The sequence below is a fragment of the Brachybacterium tyrofermentans genome (assembly GCF_014897585.1).
GTDB classification, from domain to species: Bacteria; Actinomycetota; Actinomycetes; order Actinomycetales; family Dermabacteraceae; genus Brachybacterium; species Brachybacterium tyrofermentans.
The window spans coordinates 11,889-32,427 of the sequence record NZ_JABUXW010000022.1; the positions used below are offsets into that span (position 1 = coordinate 11,889).

16 protein-coding genes and 1 pseudogene are annotated in these 20,539 nt (G+C 71.2%); 6 read left to right on the forward strand and 11 right to left on the reverse strand.

The features are described from left to right. Positions 1–39: 39 nt before the first annotated feature. From INT49_RS15535 to INT49_RS15550, 4 genes are all read right to left on the reverse strand, one after another. Positions 40–1,266, reverse strand: a complete 1,227-nt coding sequence (locus tag INT49_RS15535; RefSeq protein ID WP_193118664.1) for an MFS transporter — start codon at positions 1,264–1,266, stop codon at positions 40–42. A gap of 268 nt (positions 1,267–1,534) precedes the next feature. After that, positions 1,535–2,548 (reverse strand): Gfo/Idh/MocA family protein, encoded by a 1,014-nt coding sequence (locus INT49_RS15540; protein WP_193118665.1) that lies wholly within the window; start codon positions 2,546–2,548, stop codon positions 1,535–1,537. Positions 2,549–2,688: 140 nt separating this feature from the next. Further along, positions 2,689–3,651, reverse strand: a complete 963-nt coding sequence (locus tag INT49_RS15545; RefSeq protein WP_193118666.1) for a Gfo/Idh/MocA family protein — start codon at positions 3,649–3,651, stop codon at positions 2,689–2,691. A gap of 212 nt (positions 3,652–3,863) precedes the next feature. After that, the gene (locus INT49_RS15550; protein ID WP_193118667.1) at positions 3,864–4,376 is read right to left on the reverse strand and encodes a DUF3592 domain-containing protein; all 513 of its coding nucleotides are present in this window, start codon (positions 4,374–4,376) and stop codon (positions 3,864–3,866) included. 267 nt (positions 4,377–4,643) lie between these two features. On the opposite strand from INT49_RS15550, the gene INT49_RS15555 reads away from it, so the two are divergent. Then, positions 4,644–5,360: a hypothetical protein gene (locus tag INT49_RS15555; protein ID WP_193118668.1), complete on the forward strand. Its 717-nt coding sequence runs from the start codon at positions 4,644–4,646 to the stop codon at positions 5,358–5,360. Here INT49_RS15555 and INT49_RS15560 read toward each other — a convergent pair. Then, positions 5,316–6,113, reverse strand: a complete 798-nt coding sequence (locus INT49_RS15560) for an IclR family transcriptional regulator (protein WP_193118669.1) — start codon at positions 6,111–6,113, stop codon at positions 5,316–5,318. The genes INT49_RS15555 and INT49_RS15560 overlap by 45 nt on opposite strands. A gap of 185 nt (positions 6,114–6,298) precedes the next feature. On the opposite strand from INT49_RS15560, the gene INT49_RS15565 reads away from it, so the two are divergent. The 5 genes from INT49_RS15565 to mgtE all read left to right on the forward strand — a co-directional run bounded on the left by INT49_RS15565 (position 6,299) and on the right by mgtE (position 15,173). Next, positions 6,299–7,717 (forward strand): MFS transporter, encoded by a 1,419-nt coding sequence (locus INT49_RS15565; RefSeq protein WP_193118670.1) that lies wholly within the window; start codon positions 6,299–6,301, stop codon positions 7,715–7,717. Positions 7,718–7,793: 76 nt separating this feature from the next. Then, positions 7,794–9,032, forward strand: coding sequence for a D-mannonate dehydratase ManD (gene manD, locus INT49_RS15570; protein ID WP_193118671.1), 1,239 nt, complete (start codon positions 7,794–7,796; stop codon positions 9,030–9,032). Between the two features lie 488 nt (positions 9,033–9,520). Next, positions 9,521–11,251: an aryl-sulfate sulfotransferase gene (locus tag INT49_RS15575; RefSeq protein WP_193118672.1), complete on the forward strand. Its 1,731-nt coding sequence runs from the start codon at positions 9,521–9,523 to the stop codon at positions 11,249–11,251. A gap of 388 nt (positions 11,252–11,639) precedes the next feature. Further along, the gene (locus INT49_RS15580; protein ID WP_193118707.1) at positions 11,640–13,433 is read left to right on the forward strand and encodes a gamma-glutamyltransferase family protein; all 1,794 of its coding nucleotides are present in this window, start codon (positions 11,640–11,642) and stop codon (positions 13,431–13,433) included. A 381-nt stretch (positions 13,434–13,814) separates the two neighbouring features. Beyond that, the gene (mgtE, locus tag INT49_RS15585; protein ID WP_319021652.1) at positions 13,815–15,173 is read left to right on the forward strand and encodes a magnesium transporter; all 1,359 of its coding nucleotides are present in this window, start codon (positions 13,815–13,817) and stop codon (positions 15,171–15,173) included. A 169-nt stretch (positions 15,174–15,342) separates the two neighbouring features. Here the strand turns inward: mgtE and INT49_RS15590 are convergent. From INT49_RS15590 to INT49_RS15615, 6 genes and pseudogenes are all read right to left on the reverse strand, one after another. Then, positions 15,343–16,662: pseudogene (locus INT49_RS15590) on the reverse strand (MFS transporter). 77 nt (positions 16,663–16,739) lie between these two features. Further along, complete coding sequence (locus INT49_RS15595; protein ID WP_193118673.1) at positions 16,740–17,177, reverse strand: MarR family winged helix-turn-helix transcriptional regulator; 438 nt, start codon at positions 17,175–17,177, stop codon at positions 16,740–16,742. 164 nt (positions 17,178–17,341) lie between these two features. Beyond that, positions 17,342–18,010 (reverse strand): hypothetical protein, encoded by a 669-nt coding sequence (locus INT49_RS15600; protein WP_193118674.1) that lies wholly within the window; start codon positions 18,008–18,010, stop codon positions 17,342–17,344. 62 nt (positions 18,011–18,072) lie between these two features. Then, complete coding sequence (locus INT49_RS15605; RefSeq protein WP_193118675.1) at positions 18,073–18,759, reverse strand: helix-turn-helix domain-containing protein; 687 nt, start codon at positions 18,757–18,759, stop codon at positions 18,073–18,075. A gap of 54 nt (positions 18,760–18,813) precedes the next feature. Beyond that, positions 18,814–19,878 carry a sugar kinase gene (locus tag INT49_RS15610; protein ID WP_193118676.1) on the reverse strand — a complete coding sequence of 355 codons (1,065 nt, stop codon included), beginning with the start codon at positions 19,876–19,878 and terminating at the stop codon, positions 18,814–18,816. Next, positions 19,875–20,528 carry a bifunctional 4-hydroxy-2-oxoglutarate aldolase/2-dehydro-3-deoxy-phosphogluconate aldolase gene (locus INT49_RS15615; RefSeq protein WP_193118677.1) on the reverse strand — a complete coding sequence of 218 codons (654 nt, stop codon included), beginning with the start codon at positions 20,526–20,528 and terminating at the stop codon, positions 19,875–19,877. Before INT49_RS15615 ends, INT49_RS15610 begins: the two co-directional genes overlap by 4 nt. Positions 20,529–20,539 lie beyond the last annotated feature (11 nt).

A 20,539-nucleotide genomic window follows, 5' to 3' on the forward strand; every position in this document is an offset into this window, starting at 1 on the left:
AGGGTGAGGGGCTGAGAGCTGCAGGGAAGGTGCGGCGGCTCAGCCCGCGGGAGATGGGTCGATCGCTGCCGCTGACCCTGCGCGTGACCACCGGGCCACCAGCAGGTGCAGCGGCAGTGTGATGGCGAGAACGGCGGCCGCGACGAGCGGCAGATGCCCGGGCACGAGACCCGTCGTCAGCGCGATCCCGCCCACGCCCCCGCCCAGCGCGCCGCCGAGCGAGACGGCGCTGGCGTTCAGGGCCATGACCACGGCGACGGTTCCCGGGGCCATCGCCGCCAGGCGGGCCTGCTGGGGCACGGCGTGGCCGCCGTTGCCGATGCCGGCGAGCACGAACCAGACCAGGCTGAGCACCGCGAAGGCGACCGGCGCCGCGAGCTCGAAGGCGAGGGCTCCGAACAGGGCGTTCACGAGCAGTCCGCAGAGGATGACGGTGAGCACCCGCACCGGGGAGAAGCGGTCCACGAGCCGGCCCGTGATCGCGTTGCCGACCATGCTGGCCACGCCGTGCGCGCACATGATCACGATCATCATCCAGCCGGCCGGGTGCGTCGGCTCCAGGATCAGCACCGCATAGGTGAAGCAGGTATAGCTCGCGCACAGCACCCCCGTGGAGACCAGCAGCCCGGCCACGAGGCGAGGCTGGGCCAGGGGCTTCAGCCGGGCCGCCAGCGTCGAGGAGGGGTAGCGCAGCGGGGGCAGGCGCAGCCCGATCCCGATCAGGGCGATGACCCCGACCGCGGAGACCAGGATCAGCGGGAATCGCCAGCTCGTCTGCCCGAGGATCAGGCCCACGGGCACCCCGAGCGCGGTGGCGGTCATCCAGCCGCCGAGCACGAAGGACAGCGCCCGGCCCCGATGCCGCTCCGCCACCAGGTGCACGACGTACCCGGTCACGGCGGCGCCCAGCAGGCACCCGCCGAGCGCAGCGATGACGCGTCCGCCGAGGGCGAGCGAGTACGTGGGGGCGATCGCGTTGAGCAGGTTGCCGACGATGAAGGTCGACAGGGCCGCCATGATCACGCGGCGCTGCTCCCAGCCGCTGGTGGTGGCCCCGAGGATCGGCCCGGCCACCGCGGAGGTCAGCGCGAAGACGGAGACGAGCTGCCCGGTGAGGGCCGGGGTGACATCGAGGTCGGCGGCGACGTCCGGCAGCAGGCCGGCAAGGACGTAGCCGTCGATGCCGGTGGTGAAGGTGGCCACGGCGAGCCAGATCAGCGTGCTGTACGGGACGCCCGTCGGGCTCGTGGACGCAGGACCTGACATGGCGGGGCCTTCGGGGGTGCTCACGAGGCGGGTGCCTCTCTATCGGTCGGTGCCAGGAGAGGGGTGGCAGGGGAACGGTGTGCGGACAAACGGCGTGCAGGCGAACCGTGCACGGACGAGCCGGGTGCGGACGCGCGGGGCGCAGGAGAGTCAGAAATGCGGCTCCAAGACCGATGATGCGCGAAACATCGGTCCTGGAGCCGCATTACCGGGGTGCGGGCCCGTCGGGCTAGCGGGCCCGGTGGTCCTGCCGGGCCCGCCCGTCGGGTCAGAGGCTGATGACGTCCGCGACCTGGCCGGTCTTGGAGGACTCGTAGGCCGCGAGGATCACGCCGAGCACGCTGACACCCTCGACCTGGTTGTTGATCGGGCGCTTGCCGGTGGTGAGCACGTCCACGAAGTGGGAGATCTCCGCCGCGAAGGTGTCGACGTCCTCGTGCTCGAAGACCTGGGCCTCCTCGCCGCGCAGCTGCACGCGCAGGGTCGAGCCGTCCGAGCTCAGCGAACCCTTCTCGCCCACGGCGGAGAAGCGATCGGTGCCGGGCGCGGCGGCGTAGGCCCAGGAGGTCACGAGCTGGCCCACGGCGCCGTTGTCGAAGCGCACCAGCACCTGGGCGGAGTCCTCGCCCTCCATGAACTTCAGGCGGTGGGTGGAGAGCATCGCGAAGGCGCTGACCGGGGTGGCCCCGGCCAGGTGCAGCATCAGGTAGGTGGGGTGGTAGCCGGTGTCGATGAGCTCGCCGCCGCCGGAGGTGGCCGCGTGCCCGCGCCAGCCCATCGACTCCGGGTCGAAGTCGTTGAAGAAGGAGTCGGTGGTGCGCACCTCGTAGACCTGGCCGAGGGCACCGGAGTCGATGACCTCCTTGGCCTTGGCCACGGCCGGCATGAACAGCTGGTTGTGGGCGCACATGAGGGTCACACCGGTCTTCTCGATGACCTGGCTGACCGTGGTGGCCTCCTCCGGGGTGAGGCACAGCGGCTTCTCGCACAGGATGTGCTTGCCGGCCTCGGCCGCCGCGATGATCGCGGGGGTGTGGAGGTGGTGGGGGAGGCAGATGTCGACGGCGTCGATGTTGGGGTCCTTCACCATCTCGGTGAAGTCGCTGTACCCGGTCGCGCCGGTCTCCTCGACGCGCTTGGCGAGAGCTTCCTCGCTGGCGTCCGCGATCGCCGTGATCTTCACGCGGTCGGGGATCTGGGCGTAGCCCTTCAGGTGGGCGTTGGCGATGCCGCCGCCGCCGATGAGGCCGATGCGGACGGGGGACTGGACGGTGCTGGTCATGGGGTTCTCCTCAAGAGGGTGATGGGTGCTGCGGGGTGATGCTGGTGCTGCTGTGGTTCTGGGGCCGCGTCGTCTGGCACGTGGGAAGTGCCGGGCGACGCGGGGCCGTGGACACGCTGGACGAGCTCGCCCGACCGGTCTCAGGCGGCCGCGGCGGCGTTGGCCGCGACGACCAGCTCGGTCAGAGCCCGAGCGCGATCGAGGTTCTCGGTGGTCTCCTCGCCGGTGCGGATCGCCTGGACCCACTGGGCGAAGGGGTTCGGGATGTCCTCGGGGACCTCGATGACCGTGGGCCCGTCCCCGGTGTCCAGGACCATGGCGCCGTCGGCCCCGAGCCCGTAGGTGAGGGTCCCGGTGGTGCCCTGGACCTCGATGGAGAAGGGGCTGAACGGCGTCACGAAGCCGGTCTCGACCACGCCGATGGCGCCGTCGGGGCTGGTCACGGTGACCACCGCGTTGTCCTCGACGCCACGACCGGTCATATCGGTGTAGGTGGCCGAGGCGACGGTCACGTCGGTGCCCAGGATCAGCTGGGTCAGGTACGACGGGTGGGCCGCGAGGTCGCTGAACGCCCCGCCGATGGCCTCGGCCGGGTCGTAGAAGCGCGGAGGCAGCCAGTCGGCCGTCGAGCCGTTGTGCGCCAGGCGCACGCGGGAATAGCTCAGGCGGCCCAGCGAGCCGCCGTCGAGCACCTCGCGCAGGGCCACGGTGTACCCGTGGGCGAGGCGCGGCAGGGACACGGTGACCTGCACGCCGGCCGCGCGAGCGGCCTCGAGCAGCTCGTCGCACTCGGCCAGGGTGGGAGCCAGCAGCTTCTCGGTGAAGACATGCTTGCCGGCGGCGATGACCTTCCCGATCACCTCGCGGTGCACGGTGGTGGCGGTGGTGATGGTGACGCCGTCGAGATCCTCGCGGGCCAGCAGCTCGTCGAGATCGCCGACGAACTCGACGCCCACGGTCTCGGCGAGGGCCTTGCCGCGTTCGGCGTCGTCGTCCCAGACCGCGACGAGCTCGGTCTCGGGGTGGTTCTGGGCTTCTCGGGCGTATTCCTCAGCATGGACATGCCAAGCGGACAGGGCAGCAATGCGCAGCGGTGCGGACACGAATCCTCACGATCCAGGGTTGGGGGAGCGACGTGCCCGCAGGACTTACAGCCGCGTGATGGCTGTGACTCAGCCTACAGAGATTTCGCGGTCGCGCACACCTGCGGCCACCTTTTTTGCCAAAGACTTAACCGCTTCGTCCTGCAGGAGCGTGCATGCAGATGAGTGTCGAGGGGCTGGAGAGAGTTTCGGGGCAGGCCCTGGATGCGTCCCTAGAACCAGCCCAGCAGCACGCGCGCGGCCCACACCACGGCCAGCAGCCCGATGCCGCCGACGGCGAGCTGCTTGCCGACCTCCTTGGCGCGCGGGCCCCCGAGCATGTCGACGGCGTCGGCGATGTCGGACGGCGCGACGAAGCGCGTCGGGTCCTGCTCGTCGTACCGCACCTCGACCGCCTGCCCGGTGCGGTCCTCCATGCCGATGTCGGAGGTGCCCGCCTCGCCCTGCACCGCCTCCCCGGACTGCGTGGTGAAGGCGATCGTCTCGACCATGCGGCGCTCGAAGCCGCCCGGGAGGCGGGTGCGGTGCTCGGTGCTCCTGACCACAGTGCCCTGGGCGGCGAGGCCCGTCCTGCTCACCAGGCGGTAGGAGCGCACCAGCGCGATCGCGCCCACCATCCCCCGGATCAGGGAGCTGAGCACCGTGACGGCGACGCCGAGCAGGGCGATGCCCAGCACGATGGGCACCCCGTACCTCAGGGCGTTGAACATCTCCATGTCGAACACAGCGGGTCTCCTCGGGGCGGGGCGTGGGCACGACGTGGGCGGGCCGTGAACGGGCCGGTGGGTGGAAGGCGGGATCAGAGTCCCACACCGGGAGGGCTGCGGCCGACGGGGCCTGACGGCAGGCCCCGCCTGCGTGGCGCCGGGAGGTCGTGGGGCGCCGGCAGATGGTGCGGCGCCGGGGCTCGTCGGGATCGCGCAGGGCTCCCGCAGGTCACGGTTTCGCGTACTCCGCCCCCGCAACGCCCGGATCGGGGGGACGATGTGGGCATGTCCCTCGATCTGGATCCCCTCGAGCTGCTCGCGGTCGCGCTGACCGCCGCGATGCTCGCTCTGCCGATCGCCTTTCCCCTCGCGGTGGCCGCCATCGCCGCCCCGCGCCGGCTGTGGAACGGGGCGGGGCTCGCCCTGGGTCTCGGGATCCTGTTCGGCGTCATCGCCGCCATCGCGGGACACTTCCTCCACCTGCACGGAACGGCCCTGGTGGTGTCCTCGCTCGGGCATCTGCTGGGCCTGTCCCTCGCGGTCGTCGCGAGCGTCGTCATCGTGATCCGCTCCGACGGGTCCTGGGTGACCGCGCTCATCGGCATCCTGGCCTGTGCCGTGATCGGGCTGGGGGAGCCCAGTCAGGCCCTCCCGGCACTGTTCGGGCTGTCGCAGTCGGTGATCGTGGTGGGCGCCGGAATCGTGATCGAGGCCGTCGTGATCGTGGTGGTGGTCGGTGCCCTGGTCGCCGCGGCCGGGCGGGTGCGGGCCCTGCAGATCGGCATCGCCGCTGCCGGGGCCGTGGCCGCGGTGATGATCGGCATCTCGGTGACCCTGCATCTGCTGCGCGGACGCATCGAGCTCGAGGCGGGCGGGGTCCCGATCGTCACGCAGCTGGTCGTGATCGTGGTGGTGCTCGTGATCGGCACCGTCGGCGGGGCGGTGCTCGAGCGATTCTCAGGCCGACGGGGCGACCTCGAAGCCGGCGGGGGCCAGTCGTGAGAGCTCGGTGCGCAGCAGCTCCGCGACCTCGGTGCGGCGGCGCGCGCCCATCCGTTCGATCGGGCCGGTGACGCTGACCGCCAGGGACCGGCTGCCGGGCCGCACGAGGGCGACGCCCACGCAGGCGATGCCCTGCTCGTTCTCCTCGACCTCGGTGGACCAGCCGCGCTGCGCGGTCTCGTCGATGATGTCGGAGAGCCGTGCGACGTCGACGAGCTGGCCCGGCTCCCCGGTGTTCACCGCGGTGGCCTGCGCGTACGCCTCCAGGGCGGCGCCGCGGACCCCGTCGGCCGCGAGCACCGCCCGGCCCATGGCGGTGCGGGCCGCCGGGGCGCGCTTGCCGATGCTGGACCAGACGCGCACCGTGCGCTCGGGTTCGACCTTGTCCAGGTAGAGCACGTTGGCGCCGTCGAGCCGCCCCAGGTGCACGAGCTCTTGGGTGTGATGGGAGATCGCCGCGAGCGCCGGCGCGAAGAGCGTCGGCAGGTTCTCCCCGCGCTCGAAGTGCGCGGCCAGCAGCGGCACGGCGCTGCCCAGGCGGTAGCTCTGGTCCGCATCCGCCTGCTCGGCGAAGTCCCGGTGGATCAGGGCGCGCAGCAGCCGGTGCACGGAGGCCTTGTTCAGGCCGCTCTGCGCAGCGATGGCCCGCAGGGTCATGCCGTCCGGGCCGGCGCCGGCGAGGATCTCGAGCAGGATCAGCGCCTTGTCCACGCTGCCGACAGGGGAGGCGGTGGGTTCAGAGGTCGACGTCATGAGCCTCATTGTCCCCTCGACGTGCCGCGCTGGGACGGCGTTGCCGACCCTGGACCGGAGCCCTATGCTTATCGCGCATCTTGAAACGGATGTTTTGCATACCGAAACGATATGTGATCCGGCGCGCTCTGTCAGCCCGTCGGCATCAGCTCGCCCGCCGTGTGCGGGCCGCGCGAAGGAGCACGATGAGCAGCACCCCCACCACCGCCTCGGAGGGCGGGCCCAGCACGCCCGGTGACCCGGCGGCGAGCCCCGCCCAGCCCGTCCGCTCCGTAGGCGACCTCGTGCGCGCCGCCGTCTCCGGCTGGCTCGGCACCGCCCTGGAGTTCATGGACTTCCAGCTGTACTCCCTGGCCGCCGCCCTGGTGTTCAGCCAGCTGTTCTTCGCCTCCTCGGATCCGGGCATGGCCGTGATCGGCGCGATGGCCACCTACGGCGTCGGCTACGTCGCCCGCCCCGTCGGCGCCTGGTACTTCGGGCGCATGGGCGACCGCATCGGCCGCAAGAAGGTCCTCTTCTACACGATCGTGCTCATGGGCACGGCGACCACCCTGATCGGCGTGCTGCCCACCTACAGCCAGGTCGGGCTCCTGGCCCCGGCGCTGCTGGTGCTGCTGCGCCTGCTGCAGGGCTTCGGCGCGGGCGCGGAGATCTCCGGCGCCGGCGTGATGCTCTCCGAATACGCCCCGGTCAAGCGCCGCGGGCTCGTCGCCTCCCTGGTCGCGCTCGGCACCAACTGCGGAACCCTGTTCGCCTCCGCGATCTGGGCGGTGCTGCTGGTGGTCGTCACCGAGCAGCAGCTGCTCGACTGGGCCTGGCGGATCCCCTTCATCGCCAGCGCCCTGGTGATGGTGTTCGCCGTGTGGGTGCGCCTGAACCTCAAGGAGAGCCCCGTCTTCGAGGCCCGCGGCGACGTGGTCGACGGCGAGTCCGTCGGGCATGAGGAGATCGCCGCCGGCGAGGCGCCCTCCGAGGCCGCGGAGTTCAAGCAGGCCCCGTCGCTGACGGTCAAGTCCGTCGCGGTCGCCTTCCTGCTGCGCTTCGGCCAGGCCGGCAACTCCGGCATGATCCAGACCTACCTCATCACCTTCATGACGGTGTTCCTGCTGCTGGACAAGCAGCTCTCCACCGAGGTCGTCATCATCTCCTCGCTGGTCGCCTTCGTGACCGTTCCCGTGGTCGGCCTGCTCGGCGACAAGTACGGGCGCAAGACGATGTACACGATCATGAGCGCCGCCGGCCTGGTCGCGGCCCTGCCCTGCGTGCTGCTGATCGTCTCCGGGCAGACCTGGCAGGTCATCGTGGGATACGTGGTCCTCCACAACCTCGGCGTGATGTCCCTGGCGTCGATGGAGAACCTGACCCTGCCCGAGATCTTCGGCGCGAAGAACCGCTACCAGGCCACCGGCGTGGTGCGCGAGGTCGCCGCCATCGTCGCCACCGGCGCGACCCCGGTGATCGCGGCCGCGATCGTCAGCGCCACCGGCTCCTGGATCCCCGTCGCCGTGATCATCATGTTCTTCAGCGGCTGTGCCCTGTTCGCCGCGATCTGGATGAAGGAGGTCGCCGGGCGCGACCTCACGGACCCCCGCCCCGCCATGTGAGGCCGCGCGCTCGCACGGCCCTCACCGCCATCGACCACACTGATACCCACCCCGCCGTTTCCCAGGAGAGCACCCGATGAGCATCGAACGCATCGACGTCAACGTCACCAGCCCCGGCCGCAACTTCGTGACCGTGAAGGTCACCACGAGCGACGGCATCGTGGGACTCGGCGACGGCACGCTCAACGGCCGTGAGCTCGCCGTCGTCTCCTACCTGCGCGATCACGTCGCACCCACCCTGATCGGCCGCGACGAATCGGCCATCGAGCAGACCTGGCAGTACCTCTACCGCAGCCCCTACTGGCGCCGCGGTCCGGTCACGATGGCCGCCGTCGCCGCGATCGACATGGCGCTGTGGGACATCGCCGCGAAGAAGGCCGGCGAGCCGCTGTACAAGCTGCTCGGCGGCGCTTCCCGCACCGGCCTGCTCACCTACGCGCACGCCTCCGGCACCACGATCGAGAAGCTCAACGAGGCCATCCACGGCTATGTCGAGCAGGGCTTCGGCGCGGTGCGGATCCAGGCGGGGGTGCCCGGGCTGGACCAGATCTACGGGGTGCACGACTCCGAGCCCGGCGGGAAGTACGAGTACGAGCCCGCAGGCCGGGCTGACGCCGGCGCGGCGATGCGGCCGACGGAGGAGACCTGGGATACCCGCGCCTACCTCCGCCACCTACCCACCGTGTTCGAGGGCGTGCGCGAGGAGTTCGGCCCCGAGCTGCGGCTCCTGCACGACGGCCACCACCGCATGAGCCCGATCGAGGCCGCGAAGCTCGCGAAGTCCCTGGAGCCCTACGACCCGTTCTGGCTCGAGGACTGCACGCCCGGCGAGGACCAGGCCGTGCTGCGCCTGGTTCGCCAGCATTCGGTGACGCCCCTGGCCATCGGCGAGGTCTTCAACTCGGTGCACGACTACCAGACCCTCATCACCGAGCGCCTCATCGACTACGTGCGCTCCTCGGCCACCCACGCCGGCGGCATCACCGGCCTGCGCCAGATTATGGCTTTCGCGGCGGTCTACGGGATCCGCTCCGGATTCCACGGGCCCACGGACGTCTCCCCGGTGGGCATGGCCGCGAACCTCCACCTGGGCCTCGCGATCCACAACTTCGGGATCCAGGAGTACATGCCGCACTCCGAGACCACCCTGTCGGTGTTCCGCACCAGCTACCGCTTCGAGAACGGTCTGCTGCACCCGGGGGAGGCCCCGGGTCTCGGCGTCGAGCTCGATGAAGAGGCCGCTGCAGCCCACGAGTACGTGCCCGCGTACCTGCCGGTGAACCGCCTGCGCGACGGGTCCGTGCACGACTGGTGAGCCGAGGAGCGTCGCGCGCCGCGTGCCGCGGGCCGTGTGCCATCTGCTGCGGGACGTGGGCAGTGTGCCCGGGTGGACCTGGCGCGCTGCCGGGCACAGCCGAGCCGGGCCCGCTGTCGTCGGCTGCTTTCCGCGACGAGTGCGACGTTAGCGCTGGCATGAGGGTGGCATCGGGTTCGTAAGGTCGCACTGGATGAGCCAGGACCGCACGGGGCGACCCGGGGCGACCTGGGACGACCTGAGGTGGCCCGGGGTGATCCAGGACGACCAAAGGGCGACTAACGGTGTGCCAGGAGCGACTGCGTAGCGCTGCCGTGCCCGGAGTTCGTACTGGGTGCTGCCGCGCGCGATGCCGGATCCGGATGCTTAGGGTGGGGTCCATGCGCGTCGATCCTGATCCCGTATCCGCCCTCGACGTTGAGCTCGGTCTCCTGCCTGCCGTGACGACAGGGAGAGGCACGCCCCGGAATGGTGCGACCGGGGGAGGCGTGACCCGGGGACGCTCCCCGGTCCGTCGGCGGACGCTCCTGGCCGGCGCTGCCGGCACCTCGCTGGCCCTGCTCGCCCTGGCCGCCTGCAGCGACGAGGACCCTGGGCCCGGTCCGCAGGAGCCGGACGCCGAGAAGGTCGCCGAGCTGAGCGTCGTCTACAGCGAGAACCCGGCCGCGCGCGGCGACTGGACCGTCTGGTCCGTCGGCTACGACCTCGCCGAGGACCAGGACGCCCCGCCGCTGTACGACGCCACCACCCAGCAGGCGCGGCACGAGGCGCTGCAGGCGAAGAAGGCCGAGAAGGACTGGACCCGCGAGGACCCGCTGCTGGTGCTCGACCCCTACGGCAGCACCCGCACCGGGCTGTACGTCTACTTCGAGGACGCCGCGAGCGGACAGCTCGAGGTCGTCTCGAAGGCCGCCGCCACGGGCGACTTCGCGCACACGGCCGCCAACCATGCGGCGGAAACCGGCTTCGAGGGCCTGGTCATAGGCCTGATCCCCGGCGCCCACAACACGCTGACGCTGACCTGGACCCCCGAGAGCGGCAGCGGAACCGCCGGAGAGCTGCGGATCAAGGCACCCACCACGGAGTCCGGCTACGGCACGGCCGTGACCGCCGATATCGCCGACCCGGGTGCCCTCACCCCGGGACTGTTCGCCCTCAGCGGCGTCACCGCCCAGAGCAACAACACCTACCTGGTCGACAACACCGGCACGATGCGCGCCGAGGTGATCTCGGGCGACTCCGCCGCGCACCACTTCGTCGTCGAGGACGGGAAGCTCGTGATCACCACCGGGTCCCGGCAGATCGGCATGCTCGATCCGCTCGGGCACGCCCGCACCCTCATCGATCTCGGCGACCACAGCGTCCACCACGACCTCGCCGTGGTGGACGGCATCGCCTACGTGCTCACGTCGGACGCGACCTCGGAGCGGGTCGAGGACCGCGTGATCCGGGTTGATCTCGCCTCCGGGGACGTCGCCCAGGTGGTCGACCTGCAGGAGCTCTTCCCGGAGTACGAGAAGCTCGCCCACGCTCAGGAGGGGGAGGCCGGCGGGTCCGAGGTCCAGGGCAAGGACTGGATCCACATCAACTCCATCGACGTCCGCGAGGGCGTCATGTACCTCTCCGCCCGCGAGACCTCCACGATCATCGCCCTGGACGACGCCCTCGACCCCGGCTCCGAGCCCACGGTGCGTTGGATGATCGGGGTGGAGGCGCTCTGGGAGGGCACCGGCTACGAGGAGAAGTTCCTGGCCGCCGAGGGCACGGTGATCGGCAACGCCGGCCAGCACAGCGTGCGACGCCTCGACGACGATGCCTTGGACGAGGGCCAGTTCTACCTCGAGATGTTCAACAACAACTACTGGCGGATGAGCACCCGCGACGACGCCGACTGGAAGGACAACGGCCCCCAGGACGCCTCCCTGGAGGAGCACGACGGGGTCAGCCACGCCCTGCGCTACCTGGTCGACGAGAACGCCGGCACCTTCGCGCAGGACGAGGTCGTCGAGCTGCCCTACTCCTCGGTGGTCTCCAACGTGGACCGCCTCGGCGACGGCGGCATCGACCAGCCGATGATCGCGAACTCCGGGCGCGCGAACGAGTTCTCCGAGCGGGCGGCCGACGGGACGGTGCTGGCCACCTATCGCTACGACTCCGCCAGCCACGGCTACCGGGTCTACAAGGATCCGTTCGACGGGTTCTGGTTCAGCGGACAGTGATCGGTGCGGTGACTGGTGCCGTGCCGTGCCGTGCCGTGCCGTGCCGTGCCGTGCCGTGCGTGCCTGCGTGCGTGCGGGCGGGCGCGGCTGTGGAACGTCCTGTTGCCGCGGTCACCGCAGGGGGCACCATGGGGTCGGACCCCGCAGCAGATCGCCCGGAGTCACGAGGGCGTCCACCCCGCCCGCCTGCCCCGGGGCGGCCGATCTCGACCTCTCGAAGGGAAGACCACCGGTGACCCCTGCTCCGCCCGCCGCCCAGACCGACGGCCCGTCCGCCGAGCACTCTCCCGCAGACCGCTCGTCGGCCGACCGCCGCACGCCCACCACTCACTCGTTCGTGACGCCGCCCGGCCCGACCACTCGCCCCACGCTCCAGGGGACCTTCGGGATGTCCGCCTCGACCCACTGGATCGCGACGGCCTGCATGCAGAGCGTGCTCGAGCGCGGCGGGAACGCCTTCGACGCCGCCGCCGCGGGAGCCTTCGTGCTGCACGTGGTCGAACCCCACCTCAACGGCCCCGGCGGCGACATGACCGCGATCCTCGCAACCGCCGAGGACCCCACCCCCGTCGTGCTCATGGGCCAGGGGCCCGCGCCCGCCGGGGCGACCATCGAGCACTACCGCTCCGAGGGGCTCACGGCCGTGCCGGGCACGGGCGCCCTCGCCGCCGCGGTCCCGTACGCGGTCGACGCCTGGCTGCTGCTCCTGGAGGAGAGGGGCACCTGGGAGCTCGAGGACGTCCTGTCCTACGCGATCGACTGCGCGGAGAACGGCCACCCCGTGCTGGCCTCCGTCAGCACCCAGATCGCGACGGTCTCGCAGACCTTCACCGAGCACTGGCCCAGCTCAGCGGCTCTGTGGATGCCCGAGGGGACGCCACCGGTGGCCGGCGAGCTGATCCGCAACCCCGAGTACGCGGCCGTGCTCCGGGACCTTGTCGCCGCAGGCGGGGGGATCGAGCCGCACGCCGCGGGTGGGGGCATCGGCATCGAGCCGGAGGCCCCGAGTGGACGTGAGGCCAGGATCGCCGCCGCTCGGGAACGCTGGCGCACCGGTCCGGTGGCCCAGGCCGTCACCGAGTTCCTGCGCACCCCGCACCGCCATTCCGACGGCGCCGACCACGCCGGCGTGATGACCCTCGGGGACTTCGCCGCGATCGAGGCACGCGTCGAACCCGCCGCGACCTCCACCTTCCGCGGCTGGACGGTCGCCAAGACCGGCGCCTGGGGGCAGGGACCCGCTCTGCTGGAAGCCCTCGGCATCCTGGAGGGGTACGACGACGACCATCTCGACCCCTCGACCGAGCAGGGCGCCCACACGATCCTGGAGGCACTCAAGCTGGCCCTCGCCGACCGCGACGCGCACTTCGGAGATGGTGATGTCGACCTGGAGCGGCTGCTCTCCCCGGACTACCTCGCCGCCCGTCGCGCCCTGATCACCGAGGCGGCGTCGCACGAGTTCCGTCCGGGCGCGCTCGGCGACTCCCCGTCGGCCCGGCCCCCGCTGCTCACCGAGGACGAGCTCGCGCAACGCACGGGCCAGCCCGTCGACCGCGGCACGGGCGAGCCGACGGTCCGCGCGACGGGGGAGGCCCGCGGGGACACCTGCCACCTCGACGTGGTCGACCGGTGGGGGAACATCATCAGCGCCACCCCGTCCGGCGGTTGGCTCCAGTCCTCGCCCACGATCCCCGGCCTCGGGTTCTGCCTGGGCACCCGGCTGCAGATGATGTGGCTTGACGAGGACCTCCCGTCGGCCCTGCGCCCCGGCCGGCGCCCGCGCACCACGCTCACCCCGACGCTGGTGCTGCGCGACGGCGCCGCCGTGCTCGCCTGTGGGTCTCCGGGCGGTGACCAGCAGGACCAGTGGCAGCTGCTGTTCCTGCTGCGCGTGCTCGTGGGCGGGCTCGACCTCCAGCAGGCGATCGACGCCCCGGCCCTGCACACGCTCTCGATGCCGGGCTCTTTCTGGCCCCGCACCTGGTCGCCGGGCCGAGCGGTCGTCGAGGATCGGCTCGGGGAGGACCTCCTCGCCGGCCTCGCAGCGCGCGGGCACGACGTGATCCGCGCCGGCGACTGGTCCCTCGGTCGTCTGTCCTGCGTGATGCGCGATCCGCGCACCGGGATCCTTCGCGCCGCGGCGAACTCCCGCGGCTCCCAGGGCTACGCTGCCGGCCGCTGACCCGGGCGCTGCGAGCCACTCGACCCCCGATCGCCCCGTTCTCTCTCCGACACCTTCTTGACCCCTCGATTCCCTCGATTCATGCCGCTGGTGGGGCATATCGAGGGAATCCGGCACGGTGAGGTCGGCAGAGCGTATCGACCGGTGGGTCCCGCCTCAGGAGGAAGGTCTGACCTGAGGCGGGACTCGCGCGGTGCCTACCCCTTGCCACATACGGCCTGCCCGTGCAGCCTGCCGCTCGCCGCTCGCCGCTCGCCGCTCGCCGCTCGCCGCTCGCCGCTCGCCGCTCGCCGCTCGCCGCTCGCCGCTCGCCGCTCGCCGCCCACTGCTCGCCGCTCACTGCTCGCCCCTGCGGCCTGCGGACTCGGACACAATGGAGACGTGACAGAGACCCAGGCGACCGTCGATTCCGTCCTCGCGATGCTGCGCGCACAGCCGCACGACGAGGAACAGCTGGAACAGCTCGCCCTCGAGGCGCATCTGCTGCCGGTCGGGGAACTCGTCTATCTGCTCGAGTCCCGTCCTGAGACCGAGGCGGCCGTGCTGTTCCGGGTGCTCGACAAGGACCGGGCTCTGGGAGTCTTCGAGTCGCTGCCCTCCCATCACCAGGCCGAGCTGATCTCGGCTCTGCGCACCCCGCAGGTCGCCGAGATCATCGGCGACCTCGACCCCGACGACCGTGCCGCCCTGCTGGACGAGCTGCCGGCCTCTGTCGCCGAGCGGCTGATGCATGGTCTCGATGCGGACGAGCGCGCCATGACCACCACGGTGCTGGGCTATCCGCGCCATGCCATCGGCCGGTACATGTCACCCGAGGTGCTCACCCTGCTCCCCACGCTCACGGTCCGCGAGGCGATGGCCCACGTGCGGGCCCACGCGGAGGAGCCCGAGACCGTCTACCTCCTCCCCGTGGTCGACGGGAGCCGGACGCTGCTCGGGGTGGTGGGACTGCGCCGCCTGCTGGTCGCCGACGAGGAGGCGCTCGTGGGCGACATCGCGCACGAGGCGGTCCGGGCGAGAGCCACGGACGACCGCGAGGATGCCGCCCGGCGCTTCTTCGGCGCGAAGCTCCTGGCCATGCCGATCGTGGACAGCGAGGACCGTCTGGTGGGGATCGTGACCGTCGACGACGCCATCGACATCCTCGAGCAGGAGAACACCGAGGACTCCGCGCGCACCAGCGGCTCCGAGCCCCTGCGACGGGCGTACCTGTCCACCCCGATCATCGGGATCGTGCGGAGCCGTATCGTCTGGCTGCTCGTGCTGGCCATCTCCGCGATCCTCACCGTGCAGGTGCTCGAGGTGTTCGAGGACCGTCTCGACCAGGTGGTGATCCTGGCCCTGTTCATCCCGCTCCTGACCGGCACCGGTGGCAACACCGGCAACCAGGCCGCGACCACCGTGACCCGTGCGCTCGCCGTGGGCGAGGTGAGGGTGAGGGACCTGCCGCGCGTGGTCTGGCAGGAGCTGCGCGTGGGCGCGACCCTCGGCGCCGTGCTGGGAGCCCTCGGGTTCCTCGTCTCCGGCCTGGTCTACGGATGGGCGATCGGCACGGTGATGGGGCTGACCCTGCTGTCGATCTGCACCATGGCCGCGATCGTCGGCGGCCTGATGCCTCTGGTCGCGAAGCGGGTGGGGGCGGATCCGGCGGTGTTCTCCAACCCCTTCATCTCCACCTTCTGCGACGCCACCGGCCTGATCATCTACTTCACGATCGCGACGGCCGTGCTGGGGCTCTGACGACCCGGCCGGACTGTGCCCGGCGTGGCCGACCCCTGCCCGACGTGCGCCGATTCCCCCGATTCGTGCCGTTGATGGCACATTTCGAGAGTTTCTATAGCTGAGGTTGGGCGTGTCCTGGCCCGGGCTCGGCAGGGCCGACGCAGCCCGCCCCTGGGTCCAGCGGCGATCAGGCCCCGTCGCCGACGGAGATCGCCTCGGCCTCCTCGACGGGGGTGAGCTGGTGGTGCGTGCCGACGGCGGCGAGGTGGCGTCGGCCGAGCACGAGCATGATCATCGAGACCACGAGCGCCCCGGCGGCGAGCAGGTACGGGGCACCGGCGGCGGTCGCGGCGGCGAGCGGGCCGGCGATGGCGGGTGCGATCGCGCCGCCGAGGAAGCGCACGCCGGAGTATGCGGAGCTGGCGACTCCGCGGGGCAGGTCGGTGGCTTCCATGACGGTCTCAGTCAGCGCCGTGTTCATGATGCCCAGCAGCAGTCCGCCGATCACGATCAGGGCGATCAGCCCGGCCATGGAGGTGTGGAAGATGCTCATGACGACCATCAGCACGGCGAGCAGGCCGAGCACGGTCAGCAGCGTGGGGATCAGCCCGAGCTTCCGGGTGAGGATCGGGGCGACGAACACCGAGGTGATCGCGAGGCCCAGGCCCCAGCCGAAGAACACGCCGCCGATGCCGAGGGCACCGAACTCCATGCCGTGTTCGGCGGCGGCCGCCTCGAGCGGGAAGGGCGAGTAGGCCAGCAGCGTGAAGAATGCGAAGTTGTAGAAGATCGCGGTGAGGGCGAGGGTGCGCAGCGCGGGATGGGACAGGGCGCGCAGCGAGGCCAGCGGCGCGACGTGCGCGGGCTTGGCCTCCTTCTTCAGCAGCACCACGATCGCGAGGAAGCCGACGGCCATCAGCACGGCGGTGCCGGCGAAGGGGGCGCGCCAGGAGACGTTGCCGAGCAGTCCGCCGAGCAGCGGGCCGAGCGCCATGCCGATGCCGAGCGCGGTCTCGTACAGGATGATCGCGCCGGCGCTGGGGCCGGCGGTGGCGCCGACGATCGCGGCCAGGGCCGTGGAGATGAAGAGGGCGTTGCCGAGGCCCCAGCCGGCGCGCAGGCCGATGATCTCCCAGACGCCGCCCGCGCCCGCGGCGAGCGCCGCGAAGAGCACCACCAGCACGAGGCCGATGAGCAGGGTGCGCTTCACCCCGATCTTCGAGGCGAACTAGCTGGTGAAGAACATGGCGATCGCGGTGATGAAGAGGTAGCTGGTGAACAGCAGCATCGCCTGCGACGGGGTGGCCTCCAGCTGGGTGCTGATCGCGGGGAGGATCGGGTCCACCAGGCCGATGCCCATGAAGGACACGGTCGCGGCGAAGGCGATCGCCCAGACGGACTTGGGCTGGCGGAACGCCTCGCGCAGGGTGGGGGCGGCGTTCTGGGCAGCAGCAGTCGGAGTGCCCGCAGGGGTGGAGGCCGTGGCCTCGGTGGGTCGTGCGGTCATGCGTGGGGGTCCTTAGGTCGGAAAAGGGGTGGGGTGAGGACGGGCTGGGGGAGTGAGGGCGGAGCGGTGGGGAGAGGTCATCCGTCGTGGGAGTCGACGAGTCCGGCGAGGATCTCGGCGGCGCGCTCGAGGGTCGCGATGTCCTCGGCGGGGAGCGGCTCCAGGAGTCCGCCGACGCCCGTCGCGAGCTGGGAGCGCCAGGCGGTGAGCTGTCCCGTGCCCTGCTCGGTGGTGCTGACGAGCGAGGAGCGGGAGTCCGTCGGGTCGGGTTCCCGGCGCACCAGCCCCTCCTCCTCGAGCCGCTTGATGACGGTGGTCGCCGTGGGGCGGGAGACCCGCTCGCGGTCGGCGATCTCGCTCAGCCGCAGGGGGCCGTGCCGCTCGATCGTGGCGACCACGCGCCAGGAGACGGTCCCGACGCCGACTTCGGAGCGGCGTGCTGCGAGTCGGGAGAACTGGCTGCAGACCAGCGCGAGGTGCTGCGGGAGGTCACCGGGTGCATCAACAGAAGTCATCACGAGGAGACAGGGTAGTTCGCAATGCAAACTAAAACAAGTGAGGGATGCGAACTGGTTGTGTGCGTCTCACGGGGCGGGTGGGCCCGGGGGCCTGCGGGTGAAGGCGGGACGCCGTGGCGGCTTCGTCCCGGACGCGATCGTCAGGCCAGCTCGACCGGGCGTCAGGTGGACGCCAGGAGCTCTATCAGCCTCGCAAGGCGATGCAAGCCTCGGGCATCGAGGTCGACCTGATCTAATGTCTTGCGCAATCCGAAGATGACGCGCGCCCTTTGGCGGCGACGTAGTTGGAGGAGTTCGCGCCGGTCACCCGGTCCGAGGATGTCTGCCAGTGCTGCGATGTCCTCCAGATGCCTGGTCTTGTTGGCGTCGAGAGGGATCAGTAGAGCCGAGCTTTTTTCGTACAAGGCGCCGACGAGGTTGGGACGATTCACATCGAGCTCGAGGTCGTCGACGTGCACACGGACGCGCTCGGTTCGGTCCAGTCCGAATTGGGCTCCGCGGGTCGCCAGAGGCCTTCCGATCCCTGGGTGCTTCCTGTCAAGGATCCGTGCGCCGAGGAAGTCGGGGGTCAGGACGTCGATCTGGGCGTCGCCCCGTGCCCACCTGTGGTCCTGACCGGACGGGTTCAAGCCGTCCGGCGCGAATCCGGCGGCGCGCAGCGCAGCGACTATGCGATCGATCGCGCGGGGCTCGGCGCGTACGTCCAGGATCACGTCGATGTCGCGAGTTGAGCGGGTTGAATCGTAGTGGCGCTCTGCCAGGTGGAGGCGGACGAGGCTACCCCCGGCGAGAGACCATCCCGAGGGCATCCGGCGGGCGACATCCGCCATGCCTTCCCAGGAGGCGTGCTCTCGGTGGTCCGCGGTGAGGAGGTGCGCGACCGGGGCGTTGTTCATCGGCCGCGCTCCTCGATCAACTGGTCGAGGAGTCGCTCGGCTTCGGCGGTGCTGCGCGCGCGGTGGTCATCCAGAAGGTCCGCGATGATGTGCAGTCTGCGGGTTCGGGGCGGCGGGTCCTGTGCTCGCAAAACGACATTCGCTTCGCGTCGGCTCGCCGGGTCGAGCATGTGGAACAGTTCGATGTCGTCGAGGGTCGCCGACGAGACGTACGCGTCGACGGAGGCGCCGTACACCTCGGCGTCGGGGTGCGAGATGCCGGTGAGCGCGAGACGGGGGTCGATGCGGAGTTCGGCGACGTCTGCATCGCCTGCCCGAAAACGATGGACGTGGAGGTCGGGTCGACGCGCATACTCCGCGATCTGGGGTAGCCCGAGTCGGGTGATCAGCGACGCCCGTTCTCGCGCTCGCCGCAGTCTGTCCGGATGGAGTCCGGTCGTGTCGCCGTCGAGGTACGCGGCGAGTTCGTCGAACGTGGCAGTGGAGAGCTTTCGGCCGGGACGTTGCGGCCTAGGGGTGTCGACGTCGTCGGCGATGACCCACTCCCGCCCGACCTTGCGGGCGGGGAGACGTCCGGTGAGGATTCGCTTCCGCACGGCTTGCGAGGAGATGCCGGCCCGCTCCGCGTACTCCTGAATACTCAACATGGCAGAATGGTATCGCTGGCAAAACCAATCTGCCATGTTTGCAGGTGAGGAGAGGCTCCACGTTCGTGGGGGAGCGTGGAAGGCCGGGTGTCAGCGGATCACAGGATCCGCGGCGCCGCCGGAGAGCAGTGCGTCGAGGTCGCTCCGTCGCGGTGCGCCTTCCCAGTCCCCGGGGGTGGTGCAGGCCAGCGCCCCGCAGGCGTTCGCGCGGGCCAGGCGTGCGGCCACGTCCAGTCCGTCGAGCTGAGCGCTGAGATATCCGGCCACGAAGGCATCCCCGGCGCCGACGGTGTCGACCACGTCGACCCGGTGCCCGGGAGCCTCCTGGATCTGGCCATCCGCGAGCGCCGCACCGCCGTCGGCCCCGAGCTTCACGACCACCTGGCGGCCGTCGGCCTCGAGTGCGCGCAGCAGGGTCTGGTGGTCGAGCTCGTCGGCAGCGGCGGCGGCAGCACCTGCCCCGTCAGCGCCGTCTGCGCCGGCCCCGCCTGCGGTGGGGGCGAGGATCGAGAGCTCCTCCGGCCCGCCGAACACGATGTCGACGTGCTCGAGGATTTCGCCCAGGCGCTCCGCGAGCAGCTCCTGCGAGCCGAGGCGGGAGCGGTAGTTCACGTCGAGGCTGATCTGCACGCCCGCCGCGACGGCGCGCTGCACGGCGGCGACGTTGGTGGCGTGCGCGGTCTCCGACAGCAGCGGGGTGATGCCGCTGAGGTGCAGGATCCGCGCCTGCTCGATGAGCCCGGCCGGGAGGTCGTCCGGCGTGAGCGCGGAGGCGGCGGACCCGGCGCGGTAGTAGTCCACGCGCGTGGTGGTGCCGCTGGGTCGGGACTTGAGCATGAGGCCCGTCGGCCGTGTCGGATCGACGGTGCAGTGCACCTCGACCCCTTCGGCGCGGATCTCGCGCATCACCCGCGTGCCCAGCGGGTCGTCGCCCACCCGGCTCACCCAGGCCACGGGGACGTCGAGGCGGCGCAGGCCGATCGCGAGGTTCGACTCGGCGCCGCCCAGGGAGATGTCCACCGAGGGCAGGTGGGCGAGCGAGCCGATGGTGCCGCTGCGCATCATCGCCATCGTCTCGCCGACGGCGACCACGCGCGCGGCCGACGGGGCAGATGCCGACGCGGCGGACGACGCGGCCGACGGGGCCCCGCTCATGCCCCGGCCTCGCGGGTGGTCACGCCCACGAACTGGGCGGCGCGGTCGGCGAGGGCGCCGAGGTCGCCGCCCTTGAGCGCATCGCCGAGCAGCGGGCCGCCCACGGAGACGGCGTCGGCCCCGGCCTGCAGCCAGGCACCCGCCGCCTCGAGGTCCACGCCGCCGGAGGGGATCACGCGGATGCCGGGGAACGGCCCGCGCAGGTCCTTGAGATAGCCGGGGCCCACCACGCTCGCCGGGAACACCTTGACCGCCGCCGCGCCCGCGGCCCAGCCCGTGTGCAGCTCGCTCGGGGTGAGGCCGCCGGGCACGATCGCGATGCCGGCCTCGGTCGCCGCGTCGAGCAGGTCCGCCCGGGTGATGGGGGTGACGATGTAGTGGGCGCCGAGCTCGGCGGCACGCCGCAGGTCGTCGGGGTCGGTGACGGTGCCGATGCCGATGTCGAGCCGGTCGCCGAAGCGCTCCAGCAGGCCGGGCAGCTCGTCGAGAGTCCCGGGCGTGGAGAGCGTCAGCTCGACGGAGCGGATGCCGGCGCCGGCGAGGGTCTCCAGGACGGGCGCGTACTGGTCGGCGCGCTCGCCGCGGATCACGACGATGAGGCGGGCGGCCGCGGTGCGCTCGGGAAGCGTGGGGCGTTCGATGCTGGTCATGGCGGGCTCCT

Coding starts and splice junctions, on each gene's coding strand:
- INT49_RS15595 (WP_193118673.1), bottom strand. CDS start 17,177: ATGACTTCTGTTGATGCACCCGGTGACCTCCCGCAGCACCTCGCGCTG.
- INT49_RS15565 (WP_193118670.1), top strand. CDS start 6,299: ATGAGCAGCACCCCCACCACCGCCTCGGAGGGCGGGCCCAGCACGCCC.
- INT49_RS15605 (WP_193118675.1), bottom strand. CDS start 18,759: ATGGCAGATTGGTTTTGCCAGCGATACCATTCTGCCATGTTGAGTATT.
- INT49_RS15535 (WP_193118664.1), bottom strand. CDS start 1,266: ATGTCAGGTCCTGCGTCCACGAGCCCGACGGGCGTCCCGTACAGCACG.
- manD (WP_193118671.1), top strand. CDS start 7,794: ATGAGCATCGAACGCATCGACGTCAACGTCACCAGCCCCGGCCGCAAC.
- INT49_RS15555 (WP_193118668.1), top strand. CDS start 4,644: ATGTCCCTCGATCTGGATCCCCTCGAGCTGCTCGCGGTCGCGCTGACC.
- INT49_RS15600 (WP_193118674.1), bottom strand. CDS start 18,010: ATGGCGGATGTCGCCCGCCGGATGCCCTCGGGATGGTCTCTCGCCGGG.
- INT49_RS15540 (WP_193118665.1), bottom strand. CDS start 2,548: ATGACCAGCACCGTCCAGTCCCCCGTCCGCATCGGCCTCATCGGCGGC.
- INT49_RS15580 (WP_193118707.1), top strand. CDS start 11,640: ATGTCCGCCTCGACCCACTGGATCGCGACGGCCTGCATGCAGAGCGTG.
- INT49_RS15610 (WP_193118676.1), bottom strand. CDS start 19,878: ATGAGCGGGGCCCCGTCGGCCGCGTCGTCCGCCGCGTCGGCATCTGCC.
- INT49_RS15615 (WP_193118677.1), bottom strand. CDS start 20,528: ATGACCAGCATCGAACGCCCCACGCTTCCCGAGCGCACCGCGGCCGCC.
- INT49_RS15560 (WP_193118669.1), bottom strand. CDS start 6,113: ATGACGTCGACCTCTGAACCCACCGCCTCCCCTGTCGGCAGCGTGGAC.